Source organism: Streptomyces sp. NPDC057623 (assembly GCF_042800355.1).
In the GTDB taxonomy this organism is placed as follows: Bacteria; Actinomycetota; Actinomycetes; order Streptomycetales; family Streptomycetaceae; genus Streptomyces.
The window spans coordinates 374,087-391,051 of the sequence record NZ_JBHVGZ010000001.1 but is presented as its reverse complement, the minus strand read 5'-3'; the positions used below and the strand labels follow the sequence as shown (position 1 = coordinate 391,051).

15 protein-coding genes are annotated in these 16,965 nt (G+C 68.6%); 13 read left to right on the top strand and 2 right to left on the bottom strand.

The features are described 5' to 3' along the window. Positions 1 to 639 (bottom strand): peptide deformylase (gene def / locus ACFU95_RS01855; protein WP_383820232.1); only part of this gene is annotated, 639 nt, incomplete at its 3' end. A gap of 88 nt (positions 640 to 727) precedes the next feature. On the opposite strand from def, the gene ACFU95_RS01850 reads away from it, so the two are divergent. Continuing rightward, entirely contained in the window at positions 728 to 2,554 is a 1,827-nt protein-coding gene (locus ACFU95_RS01850; protein ID WP_383820230.1) for an FAD-dependent oxidoreductase, read from the top strand. A 76-nt stretch (positions 2,555 to 2,630) separates the two neighbouring features. Here ACFU95_RS01850 and ACFU95_RS01845 read toward each other — a convergent pair whose 3' ends face one another. Beyond that, positions 2,631 to 3,464 carry a C40 family peptidase gene (locus tag ACFU95_RS01845; RefSeq protein WP_383820228.1) on the bottom strand — a complete coding sequence of 278 codons (834 nt, stop codon included), beginning with the start codon at positions 3,462 to 3,464 and terminating at the stop codon, positions 2,631 to 2,633. 713 nt (positions 3,465 to 4,177) lie between these two features. Between ACFU95_RS01845 and ACFU95_RS01840 the strand changes: the two genes are divergently transcribed. Genes ACFU95_RS01840 through nuoL form a run of 12 tightly spaced genes read left to right on the top strand, consistent with a single transcriptional unit; the run spans position 4,178 to position 16,962 of the window. Continuing rightward, complete coding sequence (locus ACFU95_RS01840) at positions 4,178 to 4,537, top strand: NADH-quinone oxidoreductase subunit A (protein ID WP_003974383.1); 360 nt, start codon at positions 4,178 to 4,180, stop codon at positions 4,535 to 4,537. Between the two features lie 15 nt (positions 4,538 to 4,552). Beyond that, positions 4,553 to 5,107, top strand: coding sequence for an NADH-quinone oxidoreductase subunit B family protein (locus ACFU95_RS01835; protein WP_007383964.1), 555 nt, complete (start codon positions 4,553 to 4,555; stop codon positions 5,105 to 5,107). After that, positions 5,104 to 5,865, top strand: coding sequence for an NADH-quinone oxidoreductase subunit C (locus tag ACFU95_RS01830; RefSeq protein WP_383820225.1), 762 nt, complete (start codon positions 5,104 to 5,106; stop codon positions 5,863 to 5,865). The genes ACFU95_RS01835 and ACFU95_RS01830 overlap by 4 nt, the downstream gene beginning before the upstream one ends. Further along, positions 5,862 to 7,184 (top strand): NADH-quinone oxidoreductase subunit D, encoded by a 1,323-nt coding sequence (locus ACFU95_RS01825; protein WP_383820224.1) that lies wholly within the window; start codon positions 5,862 to 5,864, stop codon positions 7,182 to 7,184. The genes ACFU95_RS01830 and ACFU95_RS01825 overlap by 4 nt, the downstream gene beginning before the upstream one ends. Continuing rightward, positions 7,181 to 8,053 (top strand): NADH-quinone oxidoreductase subunit NuoE, encoded by an 873-nt coding sequence (gene nuoE / locus ACFU95_RS01820; RefSeq protein ID WP_383820222.1) that lies wholly within the window; start codon positions 7,181 to 7,183, stop codon positions 8,051 to 8,053. The genes ACFU95_RS01825 and nuoE overlap by 4 nt, the downstream gene beginning before the upstream one ends. Continuing rightward, positions 8,053 to 9,402, top strand: a complete 1,350-nt coding sequence (gene nuoF, locus ACFU95_RS01815) for an NADH-quinone oxidoreductase subunit NuoF (RefSeq protein WP_383820220.1) — start codon at positions 8,053 to 8,055, stop codon at positions 9,400 to 9,402. The genes nuoE and nuoF overlap by 1 nt, the downstream gene beginning before the upstream one ends. Next, positions 9,399 to 11,903 carry an NADH-quinone oxidoreductase subunit G gene (locus ACFU95_RS01810; RefSeq protein WP_383820219.1) on the top strand — a complete coding sequence of 835 codons (2,505 nt, stop codon included), beginning with the start codon at positions 9,399 to 9,401 and terminating at the stop codon, positions 11,901 to 11,903. The genes nuoF and ACFU95_RS01810 overlap by 4 nt, the downstream gene beginning before the upstream one ends. Continuing rightward, a complete protein-coding gene (gene nuoH, locus ACFU95_RS01805; RefSeq protein WP_383820216.1) occupies positions 11,900 to 13,264 on the top strand; it encodes an NADH-quinone oxidoreductase subunit NuoH in 1,365 nt (454 codons plus the stop codon). The genes ACFU95_RS01810 and nuoH overlap by 4 nt, the downstream gene beginning before the upstream one ends. Then, positions 13,257 to 13,898, top strand: a complete 642-nt coding sequence (nuoI, locus tag ACFU95_RS01800) for an NADH-quinone oxidoreductase subunit NuoI (RefSeq protein WP_383820213.1) — start codon at positions 13,257 to 13,259, stop codon at positions 13,896 to 13,898. The genes nuoH and nuoI overlap by 8 nt, the downstream gene beginning before the upstream one ends. Further along, a complete protein-coding gene (locus ACFU95_RS01795; RefSeq protein ID WP_383820211.1) occupies positions 13,895 to 14,737 on the top strand; it encodes an NADH-quinone oxidoreductase subunit J in 843 nt (280 codons plus the stop codon). The genes nuoI and ACFU95_RS01795 overlap by 4 nt, the downstream gene beginning before the upstream one ends. Beyond that, positions 14,734 to 15,033, top strand: a complete 300-nt coding sequence (nuoK, locus tag ACFU95_RS01790; protein WP_003998919.1) for an NADH-quinone oxidoreductase subunit NuoK — start codon at positions 14,734 to 14,736, stop codon at positions 15,031 to 15,033. The genes ACFU95_RS01795 and nuoK overlap by 4 nt, the downstream gene beginning before the upstream one ends. A gap of 15 nt (positions 15,034 to 15,048) precedes the next feature. Beyond that, entirely contained in the window at positions 15,049 to 16,962 is a 1,914-nt protein-coding gene (gene nuoL / locus ACFU95_RS01785; protein ID WP_383820209.1) for an NADH-quinone oxidoreductase subunit L, read from the top strand. Positions 16,963 to 16,965 lie beyond the last annotated feature (3 nt).

The window sequence follows — 16,965 nt, the reverse complement described above, 5'->3', positions numbered from 1 at the left end:
TTTGGGTGCGTGGTTTGTGTAGGGTTCGTGGTTTGTCTCCCCCCGTCCCCACCGCCTCTCTCCTCTCCCCCCCGCCACCTGTCGCAGTGCGTCCTTCCGCTCCCGCTTGGAGAGCCGGTCCAGATAGACCTGCCCGTCGCAGTGATCGGTCTCGTGCGCCAGGCAACGGGCGAAGTACCCCGTTCCCTCGATCACGAGCGGCTCGCCGTCCTTGTCGAGCCCGCGCACCACGGCCCGGTCGGGACGCGGCACGTCCAGCACGGCACCGGGGACGGAGAGGCAGCCCTCTCCTTCATCGAGGAGCCGCCTCTGCGTGGCTTCGAGCGGCTCCAGCACCGGGTTGACGATGTGCCCGACGTGCCGGACCCCCTCGTCGTCCGGGCAGTCGTACACGAACAGCCGCAGACCCACCCCGACTTGGTTCGCCGCCAGTCCCGCCCCGTCGGCGATGTACATGGTCAGGAACATGTCGTCGATGAGCGCGGCGAGATCGGGCCCGAACTCGGTCACGTCCCGGCACGGCTTGTGCAGGACCTCCTCACCCGTTTCGGTGATCCTTCGCACCGACCCGCGCCGGGCCTCGGGCGCGAGCGGCGGATACGAGTCGACGGGCCTGCCCTGGACGAAGACGCTGGGCATCTGTCTCTCCCTGTGGTTGTGAGGATGCTGTGGGTGGCCGGGAAACGGGCTTCCGGCCTTGGCAGCCCCTCCCTACCCTCCGGGAATCATGACAACAGAACACGCGCAGGAGCCCCAGGAGCAGACAGGTCCCACGCGATCCGGCCATACCCGCAGACGCTTCCTGGCCGGTGCCGGGGGAGCGGCCGGCGCCCTCGCCTTATGGCCCGCCGGCAGCGCGAAGGCCGCGGAAGGCAAGCGCGTCGCCGTCCTGGGCGGTGGAGTCTCCGGCCTGAGCGCCGCCCACGAACTCGCCCAACGCGGCTACGCCGTCACCGTCTACGAGTACTACGACGCCCTCGGCGGCAAGGCCCGCTCGATGCCCGCGCCGGGCACGGCGGCCGGCGGCCGAGCCGACCTCCCCGCAGAACACGGCTTCCGCTTCTTCCCCGGCTTCTACCGGAACCTGCCGGACACCATGCGCCGCATCCCCGTCCCGGGCAACGCGAACGGTGTCCACGACAACCTCGTCAGCGGCACCGAGGCCCTGTTCGCCCGCGCCGACGGCCGTCCCGACCTGCACTTCCCGCTGCGCCGCGCCGCTACCCCGCCCCGACCCGGCGACCTCACCCTCGGCTGGATCCGCGACCAGCTCCTCTCGGTGCTGGACCTCGGCACCCGCCTCCCCGCCCACGAGGCCGCCTACTTCGCCGACCGCCTCCTCGTCCACCTCACCAGCTGCGACGCCCGTCGCGAGGAGGTCTGGGAGAAGGTCGCGTGGTGGGACTTCATCCGCGCCGAGGAGATGAGCGAGGAGTACCGGACCCTCCTCGGCGTCGGCCAGACCCGCAACCTCGTCGCCACGCGCGCGGAGGTGGCGTCGACCCGAACCGTGGGCCGCGTCATCATCGAGGCGCTGCTCCTGTGGGGCCTGCTCGGTCAGGGGATGGACGGCGACGCCGACATCGACCGCGTCCTCAACGCCCCCACCAGTGAGGCATGGATCGACCCCTGGGAGGCGCACCTGCGCTCCCTCGGCGTCGAGTTCGCCCTCGGCACCCGGGTCCGCGACGTCCGTTACGACGGCGGCCGGGTGACCGGCGTCCGCGTCTCGGCCCGCGACGGCGGCGACGAACGCACCGTCACCGCCGACCACTACGTCTCCGCGCTGCCGGTGGAGCACGCGCGTGTGACGTGGGGCCCGGCCCTGCGCGCGGCCGACCCGCAGCTCGCGCGCTGTGACGCCCTCCAGGCCGACTGGATGACCGGCGTGATGTTCTACCTGCGCACGCCCACCCCCGTCGTGCACGGCCACATCAACTGTCTCGACTCACCGTGGTCGGTGACCGCCGTCGGCCAGGCCCAGTTCTGGAAGGGACGGGACTTCTCCCGCGACTACGGCGACGGTCGCGCCCACGACTGCCTGTCCGCCATCATCTCGGAGTGGGACAAGCCGGGCATCCTGTACGGCAAGACGGCCAAGGAGTGCACCAAGGAGGAGGTTGTCGCCGAACTCTGGGCCCAGCTGAAGGACGGGCTGAACGACGCCGGCAAGACCACGCTGCGGGACGAGGACCGCCTCGGCTGGTTCATGGACCCTGCGGTGACGGGCCTGGGCGGCCCCGACCCGCAGAACCGCGAGCAACTCCTCATCCACCCCACGGGCACCCTCTACAACCGCCCCACGGCCCGCACGAGGGTCCCGAACTTCTTCCTCGCGGGCGACTACGTCCGCACAGACGTGGACCTGGCGACGATGGAAGGCGCCAACGAGTCGGCACGCCGGGCGGTCAACGCACTCCTGGAGGCGGACAATTCGGGCGCCGAGCCCTGCCGTGTCTGGGAGCTGTACCGGCCCCCGGAGCTGGAGCCGCTGAAGCGGGTCGACGAGGTGCGCTACAGGCTGGGTCTGCCCAACACCTTCGACCTGGGCTGAGCTTCTGGACCTCCCGGCCAAGGCGTAAGGGCCGCTGCCCCCGAGCGGCTGCGGCCCTTACGGCGATCCCTACGACTCAGAGGACGCGTACCGCGCCCGACGCCGGGTACCCGGAGAGGTCCTGGATGACGACGCCCTTGGAGGGGTTGGCCGCGTCCAGGTACTGGCCGTTACCGATGTAGACGCCCACGTGGTACGCCGATCCCTTGCCGCCCCAGTACAGGATGTCCCCGACCTGGATCTGCGAGAGCGGGATGTCGGTGCCGGCCATCGACTGGTCCTGCGAGACCCGCGGCAGGTGGACGCCGCCCTCCAGGAAGGCGGCCTGGACCAGGCTGGAGCAGTCCCACGCGTGGGGGCCGGTGGCACCCATGACGTACGCGTCGCCCACCTGCGCCCGGAGGAAGGAGATGACCCTCCCGATGCTGTCGCTGGCGGGAGCGGCCACGTCGGTGCCGGTGCTCGCGGAGGCGGACAGGGTGGTGCGCTCGGCGCTGCGCGAAGCGGCGGCCTCCGCAGCGGCCCTGCGGGCCTCCTCGGCCTTCTTCTTCGCCTCGGCCTTCTTCTTGGCCTCCGCGAGGTCCTTCTTGGCTTCCTTGGCGGCCGCGGCGGCGGCCGCGTCACGCTGGGCGTCGAGCTCGTAGTTCGCGGCCGCCAACTGGGTGGCGTCCGCGGACTGGGCGAGCTGGTCCGCCACGTCAGCCGTGAGGGTGGGCAGTTCGATGGTCTGCGTCACCGGCTCGGCAGCGTTCGCCGTGGCCGACGCACCAGCCGCTGCCATGCTGAGGACGCCACCGGCAACTCCGGCACGCATCGCGATGGACGACGACGCACTGCGGCGGGGCTTCCGGTGGCTACGTATGTGAGCAGTGTGGGACATGAGAACAACCGGTATCAGGGGCTCCTCCATACCTACAAGAAACGTGTGCTGCGCCACAGTTGTTCAATCGCCGCCCCAAATTCAGGGCGGGCCGCCCTTTATTGACGCCGTAACGGACATTGCGGACGCTGTTCACTCCGCCCGTGATCACGTCCTTTCATCATTAAGTCCGAATTGCCCAGCGCCTACCACTTGTTAGGACCGGTGGCCAAGCCCGGTTCTCATGACCCTCTCATCGTGTGGCGGAGGTCACGCAACGGTTACGGCCTCGTGCGCGTCCTGTGCCCGAATTCCGCGCGGCGCCGCTCGTGAATGCGTGCACGCGTCCACATCCCCCTTCGCGGCTCCCTCTGAAGTGTGAACGCGCTCCTCTATCAAGGCGCACCGTCCAACACCAATTTGCATGCAAGAGAAGTCTCTTGATATGGAGACGACCCCTCCGAGCTGCGCAGACGAGCGAAAATGTCACCTCTGGTGATCACTCGGACGCTTCTCGTACGAAGATCACCGCTCATCCGGCTTCATGATCCTTCGTCAGGTGGTGGAGATCACAAAGCTTGTGCAATACCCCGTGTCGCAGATCACAGAGTGGCGGGCATAGGATGCGAGGCAGTTGGGCTTGTGACCTGCTTCACATGTTCTCGATCTTCGCCGGGACGAGCGGGGCTCGTGGAACCGGTGAGGCGGTTGTGAGTCCAGTGCAACCGCCAGCAGTCAGTGCCGACTGAGAGGAGCGAGGAGCGGTGAACGCCTATGCGCCCATCCTCGTACTGGGAGCCCTCGGGGCAGGCTTTGCGATCTTCTCCGTGGTCATGGCCACGCTGATCGGTCCGAAGCGGTACAACCGGGCGAAGCTCGAGGCCTATGAGTGCGGTATCGAGCCGACCCCCACGCCGGCCGGTGGCGGGCGCTTCCCGATCAAGTACTACCTGACGGCGATGCTCTTCATCATTTTCGATATCGAGATCGTCTTCCTCTACCCCTGGGCCGTCACCTTCGACGCCCTGGGGATCTTCGGGCTCGTGGAGATGCTGCTCTTCGTGCTCACCGTCTTCGTCGCGTACGCGTACGTATGGCGGCGCGGCGGCCTGGAATGGGACTGAGGGGCCTTTAACGACATGGGACTCGAAGAAAAGCTGCCGAGCGGATTCCTGCTGACCACCGTCGAGCAGGCCGCGGGCTGGGTACGCAAAGCGTCCGTCTTCCCGGCCACTTTCGGCCTCGCGTGCTGTGCCATCGAGATGATGACCACCGGCGCGGGCCGCTACGACCTGGCGCGCTTCGGCATGGAGGTCTTCCGCGGCTCGCCGCGCCAGGCCGACCTGATGATCGTCGCCGGCCGGGTCAGCCAGAAGATGGCGCCGGTGCTCCGGCAGGTCTACGACCAGATGCCGAACCCCAAGTGGGTGATCTCCATGGGGGTCTGCGCCTCCTCGGGCGGCATGTTCAACAACTACGCGATCGTGCAGGGCGTCGACCACATCGTCCCGGTCGACATCTATCTCCCCGGCTGCCCGCCACGGCCGGAGATGCTGATGGACGCGATTCTCAAGCTCCACCAGAAGATCCAGTCCTCCAAGCTCGGCGTGAACGCCGAAGAAGCGGCCCGGGAGGCGGAGGAAGCGGCGCTCAAGGCCCTGCCCACGATCGAGATGAAGGGGCTGCTGCGGTGAGCGACGCGAACGGAACCAACGGGGCGAACGGGTCGAACGGGGTCAACCCCGAGAAGGACCTCTCCGCCTCCAACCTCCCCGGACAGCGCGGCCAGGGCGGCGAGGAGATCCGCGTCCAGCGCGGCATGTTCGGCGCCGACAACGGCGGCGACACCTCGGGCTACGGCGGCCTGGTCCGCTCGATCCGGCTCCCGGGGCCGGCGAGCCGCCCCTACGGAGGGTGGTTCGACGAGGTCGCCGACGAACTCGAGGGCGCGCTGGAGGAACAGGGACTCCTCCCCGACAACGCGATCGAGAAGACGGTCGTCGACCGCGACGAACTCACCTTCCACATCGAACGCGAGCACCTGGTCCGCGTCGCCCGCACCCTGCGCGACGACCCGGCCCTGCGCTTCGAACTGTGCACCGGCGTCAGCGGTGTCCACTACCTCAGTGACAAGGGCCGCGAGCTGCACGCCGTCTACCACCTGCGCTCGATCACCCACAACCGGCTGATCCGCCTCGAAGTCAGCGCCCCCGACAGCGACCCGCACATCCCGTCGCTCGTCTCCGTGTACCCGACGAACGACTGGCACGAGCGCGAGACGTACGACTTCTTCGGCATCGTCTTCGACGGTCATCCCGCCCTGACGCGGATCATGATGCCGGACGACTGGCAGGGCCACCCGCAGCGCAAGGACTACCCCCTCGGCGGCATCCCCGTCGAGTACAAGGGCGCCCAGATCCCGGCTCCGGACCAGCGGAGGTCGTACTCGTGAGCACGCAGTCAGCATCTGCCCGTGAGACCACCGAGGGCACCGTATACACGGTCACCGGTGGCGACTGGGACGAGATCGTCCAAGCCGCGGCCCGCGCCGACGACGAGCGCATCGTCCTCAACATGGGCCCGCAGCACCCCTCCACCCACGGAGTGCTCCGCCTGATCCTGGAGATCGACGGCGAGACGGTCACCGAGGCCCGCTGCGGCATCGGCTATCTCCACACCGGCATCGAGAAGAACCTCGAGTACCGGACCTGGACGCAGGGCACCACGTTCGTGACGCGCATGGACTACCTGACGTCCTTCTTCAACGAAACCGCCTACTGTCTCGCCGTCGAGAAACTCCTCGGCATCGAGGACCAGATCACCGAGCGTGCCAAGATCATCCGGGTGCTCCTGATGGAGCTGAACCGGCTCTCCTCCCACCTGGTGTGCATCGCCACCGGCGGCATGGAACTCGGCGCCACCACGATCATGATCTACGGATTCCGTGATCGTGAAATGATTCTCGACATCTACGAGCTCATCACGGGCCTGCGGATGAACCACGCGTACATCCGCCCCGGCGGACTCGCCCAGGACCTGCCGCCCGGCGCGGTGGACCACATCCGCGAGTTCGTGAAGAAGATGAAGAAGAACCTCCCCGAGTACGACAAGCTCGCCACCGGGAACCCCATCTTCAAGGCCCGCATGCAGGACATCGGCTATCTCGACCTGGCCGGCTGCATGGCCCTCGGCGCCACCGGCCCGATCCTGCGCTCCACCGGCCTGCCGCACGACCTGCGCAAGGCACAGCCGTACTGCGACTACGAGACCTACGACTTCGAGGTCCCGACCGCCGACACCTGTGACTCCTACGGGCGCTTCCTGATCCGACTGGAAGAGATGCGCCAGTCGCTCGGGATCGTCGAGCAGTGCCTGGACCGGCTCCAGCCCGGACCGGTCATGGTCGCCGACAAGAAGATCGCCTGGCCCGCCCAGCTCGCCCTGGGACCGGACGGGCTCGGCAACTCCCTCGACCACATCAAGAAGATCATGGGCACTTCCATGGAGGCCCTGATCCACCACTTCAAACTGGTCACCGAGGGCTTCCGCGTCCCGCCGGGACAGGCGTACGCGGCCGTCGAGTCGCCCAAGGGCGAGCTCGGGGTGCATGCCGTCTCCGACGGCGGCACCCGCCCCTTCCGGGTCCACTTCCGCGACCCGTCCTTCACCAACCTTCAGGCCATGGCGGCGATGTGCGAGGGCGGCCAGGTCGCCGACGTCATCGTCGCCGTCGCGTCCATCGACCCCGTGATGGGAGGCGTCGACCGGTGACCACCTCTTCTTCGGAGCGGGGCGTCAGCCTGGGCATGCCCGAGCTGCCCGCGCCCGTGTACCCGGACGACGTTCGGGAGCGGCTCGAACGTGACGCGCGCGAGGTCATTGCCCGCTACCCGGACTCCCGGTCCGCACTCCTGCCGTTGCTGCACCTCGTGCAGTCGGAGGAGGGGCATGTCACGCGCACCGGGATGCGGTTCTGCGCGGAGGTGCTCGGCCTGACCACGGCCGAGGTCACCGCGGTCGCCACCTTCTACACGATGTACCGCCGCAAGCCCTCCGGTGACTACCAGGTGGGCGTCTGCACCAACACCCTCTGCGCGGTGATGGGCGGAGACGCGATCTTCGAGGAGCTCCAGGAGCACCTGGGCGTCGGCAACGGTGAGACCACGGGCGACGGCAAGGTCACCCTGGAGCACATCGAGTGCAACGCGGCCTGCGACTTCGCCCCGGTCGTGATGGTCAACTGGGAGTTCTTCGACAACCAGACCCCGGCGAGCGCCAAACGCCTCGTCGACGACCTGCGCGCCGGGCGGGACGTGGAGCCGACGCGCGGCGCCCGGTTGTGCACCTTCAAGGAGACCGCGCGGATCCTGGCCGGCTTCCCCGACGAGCGGCCCGGGGCCGTCGAGGAGAGCGGCGGTGCGGGACCGGCGTCGCTGGTGGGCCTCCGCCTGGCAAGGGGAGAGGCCGCACCCGCGCGCGTGGTCCATCCGCGGGACGGCGGCCCGCACGACGAGCCGCAGGGCAAGACAGTGCACCAACCGTCGCCGGCTGAACATCTCAGCTCGCACGACGCGCCGCAGGAATCGTCCGCGTCCGACCCAGCCCACCCGGCAGGGCCTGTCGCCGAGGAGGGGGAGTGATGACGTTGGCACCAGAGCTGAAGGAAAACAGCCCCGAGAAGCTGCTCGCACCCGTGCTGTCGGCCTTCTGGGACGAGGACAGGTCCTGGACGCTGGACGTCTACCGAAGGCACGAGGGGTACGAGGGGCTCCGCAAGGCGCTCGCCATGTCGCCGGACGACCTGATCGCGTACGTCAAGGACTCCGGTCTGCGCGGGCGCGGCGGCGCGGGGTTCCCCACGGGGATGAAATGGCAGTTCATTCCCCAGGGTGATGGAAAACCGCACTATCTAGTTGTCAACGCCGACGAATCGGAGCCCGGAACGTGCAAGGACATTCCGCTCCTCTTCGCGAACCCGCACAGCCTCATCGAGGGCATTGTCATCGCGTGCTATGCCATCAGGTCTTCGCATGCCTTCATCTATCTGCGTGGTGAAGTCGTCCCCGTATTGCGGCGGTTGCACGAGGCCGTGCGCGAGGCCTACGCGGCGGGTTACCTCGGCGAGAACATCCTGGGCAGCGGACTCGACCTCGAACTCACCGTGCACGCGGGTGCGGGCGCGTACATCTGCGGTGAGGAGACCGCACTGCTCGACTCGCTCGAAGGCCGCCGTGGTCAACCGCGGCTCCGTCCTCCCTTCCCTGCGGTGGCAGGTCTCTACGCCTGCCCGACTGTTGTGAACAACGTCGAGTCGATCGCGTCGGTTCCCGCGATCCTGCACCGGGGCAAAGACTGGTTCCGGTCGATGGGCAGCGACAAGTCCCCGGGCTTCACGCTCTACTCGCTCAGCGGCCACGTCGCCAACCCCGGCCAGTTCGAGGCCCCGCTCGGCATCACACTCCGCCAGCTCCTGGAGATGAGCGGCGGCATGCGCCCCGGCCATCGCCTCAAGTTCTGGACGCCGGGCGGCTCCTCGACGCCGATGTTCACCGACGAGCACCTCGACGTCCCTCTTGACTACGAAGGAGTGGGCGCCGCCGGTTCCATGCTCGGTACGAAAGCACTCCAGTGCTTCGACGAGACGACCTGCGTCGTCCGCGCCGTCACCCGCTGGACCGAGTTCTACGCCCACGAGTCCTGCGGCAAGTGCACGCCCTGCCGCGAGGGCACCTACTGGCTCGTGCAGTTGCTGCGCGACATCGAGGCCGGCAAGGGCGTGATGAGTGACCTCGACAAGCTCAACGACATCGCCGACAACATCAACGGCAAGTCCTTCTGCGCCCTCGGCGACGGTGCCGCCTCGCCGATCTTCTCCTCGCTCAAGTACTTCCGCGAGGAGTACGAGCAGCACATCACGGGCCGCGGCTGCCCCTTCGACCCGGCCAAGTCGACGGCCTGGGCCGACCACCGCACGGAGGTGAACGCATGACTGTGACCACCAGCGCTCCCTCCGGAGGGGGAGAGGCGGCGGTCCCGCCGGAAGATCTCGTCTCGCTGACCATCGACGGCGTCGAGATCAGCGTGCCCAAGGGCACCCTGGTCATCCGGGCCGCCGAGGAACTCGGCATCGAGATCCCCCGCTTCTGCGACCACCCCCTCCTCGACCCGGCCGGCGCCTGCCGCCAGTGCATCGTCGAGGTCGAGGGCCAGCGCAAGCCGATGGCGTCCTGCACCATCACGTGCACGGACGGCATGGTCGTGAAGACGCACCTCACCTCGCCGGTCGCCGAGAAGGCCCAGAAGGGTGTGATGGAGCTCCTGCTCATCAACCACCCGCTGGACTGCCCGGTCTGCGACAAGGGCGGCGAGTGCCCGTTGCAGAACCAGGCCATGTCGCACGGGCACTCCGAGTCCCGCTTCGAGGGACGCAAGCGGACGTACGAGAAGCCCGTCCCGATCTCCACGCAGGTGCTGCTCGACCGCGAGCGGTGCGTGCTGTGCGCCCGCTGCACCCGGTTCTCCAACCAGGTCGCGGGCGACCCGATGATCGAGCTGGTCGAGCGTGGCGCCCTCCAGCAGGTCGGCACCGGTGAGGGCGATCCCTTCGAGTCGTACTTCTCCGGGAACACCATCCAGATCTGCCCGGTCGGCGCGCTGACGTCGGCGGCGTACCGGTTCCGCTCCCGCCCCTTCGACCTCGTCTCCTCGCCTTCGGTGTGCGAGCACTGCTCCGGAGGGTGCGCCACGCGCACCGACCACCGGCGCGGCAAGGTCATGCGGCGCCTGGCGGCCAACGACCCCGAGGTCAACGAGGAGTGGATCTGCGACAAGGGGCGGTTCGCCTTCCGGTACGCGCAGCAGCGCGACCGGCTTCAGACGCCTCTCGTGCGCAACGCCGAGGGTGACCTCGAACCGGCCTCCTGGCCGGAGGCGCTCCAGATCGCGGCCCAGGGGCTGCTCGCCTCGCGCGGCCGGACCGGTGTGCTGACCGGCGGCCGGCTCACCATCGAGGACGCCTACGCGTACAGCAAGTTCGCGCGCGTGGCGCTCGACACCAACGACATCGACTTCCGCGCACGCGTGCACAGCGGCGAGGAGGCCGACTTCCTGGCCGCGCGGGTCGCCGGTCACGGTCGCGACCTCGACGGTACGGGCGTCACGTACGCCTCCCTGGAGAAGGCGCCGACCGTCCTGCTGGCCGGGTTCGAGGCCGAGGAGGAGGCGCCCGGCGTCTTCCTGCGGCTGCGCAAGGCATGGCGCAAGCACGGCCAGAAGGTCTTCTCGCTCGCCACGCACTCCACGCGCGGCCTGGAGAAGGCCGGCGGCACCCTCTTGCCCGCCGCTCCCGGCACCGAGACCGAGTGGCTGGACGCGCTCGCGAGCGGCGTCGGCCTGGACGAGGCCGGATCGAAGGCGTCCGAGGCGCTGCGCACCGAGGGCGCCGTGATCGTCGTCGGCGAGCGGCTGGCCGCTGTGACGGGCGGGCTCACCGCCGCCGCGCGGGCCGCGTCCGCTACCGGCGCCCAGCTGGTGTGGATCCCGCGCCGGGCCGGGGAACGCGGTGCCGTCGAGGCAGGCGCGCTGCCGTCGCTGCTGCCGGGCGGGCGCCCCGCGACCGACCCACGCGCGCGTGACGAGGTCGCCGGCGTGTGGGGCCTGGCCGAACTTCCGCACCGCTACGGCCGCGACACCGGCCAGATCGTGGAGGCCGCCACGACCGGCGAACTCCAGGCCCTGCTGGTCGCGGGCGTCGAGGTCACCGACCTGCCCGACCCCGCACGCGCGCGTGAGGCGCTCGCCGAGGTCGGCTTCGTGGTGTCGCTGGAGCTGCGGCCCGGCGAGGTCACCCAGCTCGCCGACGTCGTCCTGCCCGTCGCCGCGGTCGCCGAGAAGGCAGGCACCTTCCTCAACTGGGAGGGCCGGGTGCGCTTCTTCGAGGCCGCGCTCAAGCCCGACCAGATGACCCGCCGCCTCGCCCCGACCGACGCGCGCGTGCTCCAGATGCTGGCCGACGCCATGGACGTACACCTGGGCCTGCCGGATCTGCGCACCACGCGCGCGGAGATCGACCGGCTCGGTTCCTGGGACGGACCGCGGGCCACCGAACCCCTGGAGATCGCGGTTCAGTTGCCGCGACCGGCAGCAGGTGAGGCCGTCCTCGCCGGGCACCGGCTGCTGCTCGACGAGGGCATTCTCCAGCAGGGCGATGCAGCGCTCGCCGGTACCCGGCACGCCGCCCACGCGCGCGTGTCGGCCGCCACGGCCGCCGAGTCCGGTGTGAAGGACGGCGACCTCCTCGCCGTGAGCGGCCCGGCCGGAGTCGTCGAACTGCCGCTGCGCATCACGGAGATGCCCGACCGGGTGGTGTGGCTGCCGCTGAACTCCGTGGGCCGCGGCGTCGCCTCCGACACCGGGGCACTGCTCGGCTCACTCGTCCGCATCGGCCCGGCGACCCGCGCGTCCGAGGCCCCCGAGGAGGTGGAGGCATGAGCCCTTTCCTCGCCGCTGAAGACCTCTCGATGTTCGGCCGCGACCCCTGGTGGCTGGTCGTCATCAAGGCGGTGTTCTGCTTCGCCTTCCTGATGGTGACCGTGCTGTTCTCTATCGTCTGGGAGCGCAAGGTCGTCGCGTGGATGCAGCTGCGCGTCGGCCCCAACCGGCACGGGCCCTGGGGCATGCTCCAGTCGCTCGCCGACGGCGTCAAGCTGATGCTCAAGGAAGACGTCATCGTCAAACGCGCGGACAAGGTGGTCTACGTCCTCGCGCCGATCGTCGCGGCCATCCCGGCCTTCATGGCGATCGCGGTGATCCCCTTCGGCCCGGCCGGCAACGAGATCTCGATCTTCGGCCAGCGCACCACGATGCAGCTCACCGACCTGCCGATCGCGATGCTGTACATCCTCGCGGTCGCCTCGGTCGGCATCTACGGCATCGTCCTCGCGGGTTGGAGCTCCGGTTCCACCTACCCGCTGCTCGGTGGCCTCCGTTCCTGCGCGCAGATGATCTCGTACGAGATCGCGATGGGTGCCGCGTTCGCCTCGGTGTTCCTCTACTCCGGGTCGATGTCGACGTCGGCGATCGTCGAGGCGCAGCAGGACCGCTGGTACGTCGTCCTGCTGCCGGTCTCGTTCCTGATCTACATCGTCACGATGGTCGGCGAGACCAACCGCGCCCCCTTCGACATGCCCGAGTCCGAGGGCGACCTGGTGGGCGGCTTCAACACCGAGTACTCGTCGATCAAGTTCGCGCTGTTCATGCTCGCCGAGTACGTGAACATGGTGACGGTCTCGGCCGTGTCCGTGACGCTCTTCCTGGGCGGCTGGCGGGCCCCGTATCCGGTCAGCACCTTCTGGGAGGGCGCGAACCACGGCTGGTGGCCGCTCCTCTGGTTCGTGATCAAGGTCCAGCTGCTGCTGTTCTTCTTCATCTGGCTGCGCGGCACGCTCCCACGCGTCCGCTACGACCAGCTGATGAAGCTCGGCTGGAAGGTCCTCATCCCGGTCTCCGTCGTCTGGCTGATGCTCGTCGCGACCGTGCGGACCCTCCGCAACGAGAACTACGACTTCGCCGACATCGCCCTCTACGTCGGCGGCGGCGTCCTCGCGCTGCTCCTCCTCTCCTTCGTCGCGGACCTGTTCCGGGAGCGGACGAAGGAAGGCGCACAGCCCGCCGAGGAAGCCGTCGGCTTCGATGCGATGGCGGGCGGATTCCCCGTACCGCCACTGCCCGGACAGGAGCTTCCGGCGGTGCCTCGGCGCCGCCCGCGCCGTGAGCGGGAGCTGATTGTCAGTGGTGGGTCCGATACTCAGAGTGACGGATCTCTGGATGGAAAGGAGGCGTCCGATGGCTGAGGAGCCCAAGGAGACCAAGCCCGGTTTCCAGAACCCCGTGGCCGGCTTCGGCGTGACCTTCAAGGCCATGTTCAAGAAGCGGCTGACCGAGCAGTACCCGGAACAGCAGAAGACCACCGCTCCACGCTTCCACGGACGGCACCAGCTCAACCGCCATCCGGACGGCCTGGAGAAGTGCGTCGGCTGCGAACTGTGCGCCTGGGCCTGCCCCGCCGACGCCATCTATGTGGAGGGCGCCGACAACACCGACGAGGAGCGCTACTCGCCGGGCGAGCGGTACGGCCGCGTCTACCAGATCAACTACGCCCGCTGCATCCTGTGCGGCCTGTGCATCGAGGCGTGCCCCACGCGCGCGCTCACGATGACCAACGAGTTCGAGCTCGCGGACTCCAGTCGCGCCAACCTCATCTACACCAAGGAGCAGCTGCTCGCCGGTCTCGAGGACGGCATGGTCGACAGCCCGCACGCCATCTACCCCGGGACGGACGAGCAGGACTACTACCGGGGCCTGGTGACGGAGGCCGCGCCGGGCACGACCCAGCAGGTCGCGCTCTCCAAGGGCGAGGTGCCGCAGGAGGCCGAGTCGACCTTCGGTGAGGACGAACCGGCGTCCGGGAAGGTGATCGGCCGATGACCGGGCAGCTCGCCGCCTACTCCACCTCCACCGGAGAGGCCTTCCAGTTCTGGATCCTCGGCACCGTCGCCGTGATCGGCGCCCTGTGCACCGTCTTCATGAAAAGGGCTGTGCACAGCGCGCTCTGCCTTGCCGGGACCATGATCATCCTGGCGGTGTTCTACCTCGCCAACGGCGCCTACTTCCTGGGCATCGTGCAGATCGTCGTCTACACCGGCGCGATCATGATGCTGTTCCTGTTCGTGGTGATGCTGGTCGGCGTCACGGCCGCGGACTCCCTGAAGGAGACCATCAAGGGCCAGCGCTGGCTGGCCCTTCTCTGCGGGCTCGGCTTCGGCGTCCTGCTGGTCGCCGGCATCGGCAACGCCTCCCTGACGGAGTTCAACGGCCTCGCCCAGGCGAACGCGAACGGCAATGTGGAGGGCCTCGCGGCGCTCATCTTCACCAAGTACGTCTTCGCCTTCGAGATCACCGGCGCCCTGCTGATCACGGCCGCCATCGGCGCCATGGTGCTCACGCACCGCGAGCGCACCGAGCGCGCCAAGACCCAGCGAGAGCTGTCCGAAGAGCGCGTCCGCGAAGGCAAGCACGTCCCGCCGCTTCCGGCCCCCGGCGTGTACGCCCGGCACAACGCGGTCGACATCGCGGGTCTGCTGCCCGACGGCACCCCGTCCGACCTCACGGTCAGCAAGACGCTGCGCGAACGCGGCCAGATCCGGGACGTGTCCACCGAGGCGCTCAATGACCTGCGGGCCCTGGAGCAGCGTGCGGAGGAACGGCTGGAGCGCACCGCTGTCGAGCCGTCGACCTTCAAGCGGCCCGAGGAGGCGTCCAAGTGAACCCGGTCAACTACCTCTACCTCGCCGCCCTGTTGTTCACGATCGGCGCCACGGGCGTGCTGATCAGGCGCAACGCGATCGTCGTCTTCATGTGCATCGAGCTCATGCTCAACGCCTGCAACCTCACGCTCGTCGCCTTCTCCCGGATGCACGGCAATCTCGACGGCCAGATCATCGCCTTCTTCACGATGGTCGTCGCCGCCGCGGAAGTCGTCGTCGGGCTCGCGATCATCGTGTCGCTGTTCCGTTCCCGCCACTCGGCCTCGGTCGACGACGCCAGCCTGATGAAGCTCTAAGGGGTCGGAAGAATCGTGGAGAACCTGATTGCGCTGCTGGTCGCGGCGCCATTGCTCGGAGCGGCCGTACTGCTGTGCGGTGGCCGGCGCCTCGACCGCGTCGGCCACTGGATCGGCACCGCCCTCGCCGCCGTCTCCTTCGTGCTCGGCGTCGTCCTCTTCGCCGACCTGCTCGGCAAGGACGCCGAACAACGGACCCTGACCAGCCACCTGTTCAGCTGGATCCCGGTCGAGGGCTTCCAGGCGGACATCGCATTCCGCCTCGACCAGCTGTCGATGACGTTCGTGCTGCTGATCACCGGCGTCGGCTCGCTGATCCACCTGTACTCGGTCGGGTACATGGAACACGACGAGCGGCGCCGCCGCTTCTTCGGCTACCTGAACCTGTTCCTCGCGGCGATGCTGCTGCTCGTCCTCGCCGACAACTACCTTCTTCTGTACGTCGGCTGGGAGGGCGTCGGTCTCGCCTCCTACCTGCTGATCGGCTTCTGGCAGCACAAGCCCAGCGCCGCCACGGCCGCGAAGAAGGCCTTCCTGGTCAACCGCGTCGGCGACATGGGTCTGTCGATCGCGATCATGATGATGTTCCTCTGGTTCGGCAGCTTCGCCTTCGGGCCGGTGCTCGGCACCGGAGAGGAGGCCGGGCTCGTCGCCGACACGAGCGAGGGCAGGCTCACCGCCATCGGCCTGATGCTGTTGCTCGCCGCATGCGGCAAGTCGGCCCAGGTGCCGCTTCAGTCCTGGCTCGGGGACGCGATGGAGGGCCCGACCCCGGTCTCGGCCCTCATCCACGCCGCGACGATGGTGACCGCGGGCGTCTACCTGATCGTCCGCTCCGGAGCGATCTTCAACGCGGCGCCCGACGCCCAGCTGGTCGTCACGATCGTCGGTGCCGTCACGCTCCTCTTCGGTGCGATCGTCGGTTGCGCGAAGGACGACATCAAGAAGGCGCTGGCCGGCTCGACCATGTCGCAGATCGGCTACATGGTCCTCGCCGCGGGGCTCGGCCCCATCGGTTATGTCTTCGCGATCATGCACCTGGTGACGCACGGCTTCTTCAAGGCCGGGCTCTTCCTCGGCGCCGGTTCGGTCATGCACGGCATGAACGACGAGGTGGACATGCGCAAGTACGGCGGTCTGCGCAAGTACATGCCGGTCACCTTCGTCACCTTCGGCCTCGGATACCTGGCCATCATCGGCTTCCCGGGTCTGTCCGGCTTCTTCTCCAAGGACAAGATCATCGAAGCGGCGTTCGCCAAGGGCGGCACCGAGGGCTGGATCCTCGGCGGCTGCGCGCTGCTGGGCGCGGCCATCACGGCGTACTACATGACGCGCGTGGTGCTGATGACGTTCTTCGGCGAGAAGCGCTGGCAGCCAGACGCGAACGGCAACGATCCGCACCCGCACGAGTCCCCCAAGGTCATGACGATCCCCATGATCGTGCTGGCCATCGGGTCGGTGGCCGCCGGTGGGTTCTTCAGCATCGGCGAGCGCTTCGTGCACTGGCTGGAGCCCATCACCGGGTTCGAGCACGGCCACCCGCCGATCAGCGCGGGCGTGGTCACCGGCGCGACCGTCGCGTGCATGGTCATCGGCGTCGCCATCGCCTACGGCCAGTACGGCCGCCGCCCGGTCCCGGTCGTCGCCCCGCGCGGGTCGCTGCTCACCCGTGCCGCCCGGCGCGACCTGCTCCAGGACGACTTCAACCACGTCGTCCTCGTACGGGGCGGCGAGCACCTCACACGCTCCCTGGTGTACGTCGACCACACCCTGGTCGACGGCGTCGTCAACGGCACGGCGGCCTCGGTCGGCGGTCTGTCCGGACGGATGCGCAGGCTTCAGAACGGCTTCGCGCGGTCGTACGCGGTCTCGATGTTCGGCGGTGCGGCGATCCTCATCGCCGCGACCCTGCTGATGAGGGCGGTCTGATAC

What these genes read in the sequence shown, in the direction of transcription:
- nuoI (WP_383820213.1), top strand. Translation starts at nt 13,257, where the DNA reads ATGGCTGAGGAGCCCAAGGAGACCAAGCCCGGTTTCCAGAACCCCGTG.
- ACFU95_RS01795 (WP_383820211.1), top strand. Translation starts at nt 13,895, where the DNA reads ATGACCGGGCAGCTCGCCGCCTACTCCACCTCCACCGGAGAGGCCTTC.
- nuoH (WP_383820216.1), top strand. Translation starts at nt 11,900, where the DNA reads ATGAGCCCTTTCCTCGCCGCTGAAGACCTCTCGATGTTCGGCCGCGAC.
- ACFU95_RS01835 (WP_007383964.1), top strand. Translation starts at nt 4,553, where the DNA reads ATGGGACTCGAAGAAAAGCTGCCGAGCGGATTCCTGCTGACCACCGTC.
- nuoF (WP_383820220.1), top strand. Translation starts at nt 8,053, where the DNA reads ATGACGTTGGCACCAGAGCTGAAGGAAAACAGCCCCGAGAAGCTGCTC.
- ACFU95_RS01850 (WP_383820230.1), top strand. Translation starts at nt 728, where the DNA reads ATGACAACAGAACACGCGCAGGAGCCCCAGGAGCAGACAGGTCCCACG.
- ACFU95_RS01810 (WP_383820219.1), top strand. Translation starts at nt 9,399, where the DNA reads ATGACTGTGACCACCAGCGCTCCCTCCGGAGGGGGAGAGGCGGCGGTC.
- ACFU95_RS01845 (WP_383820228.1), bottom strand. Translation starts at nt 3,464, where the DNA reads ATGGAGGAGCCCCTGATACCGGTTGTTCTCATGTCCCACACTGCTCAC.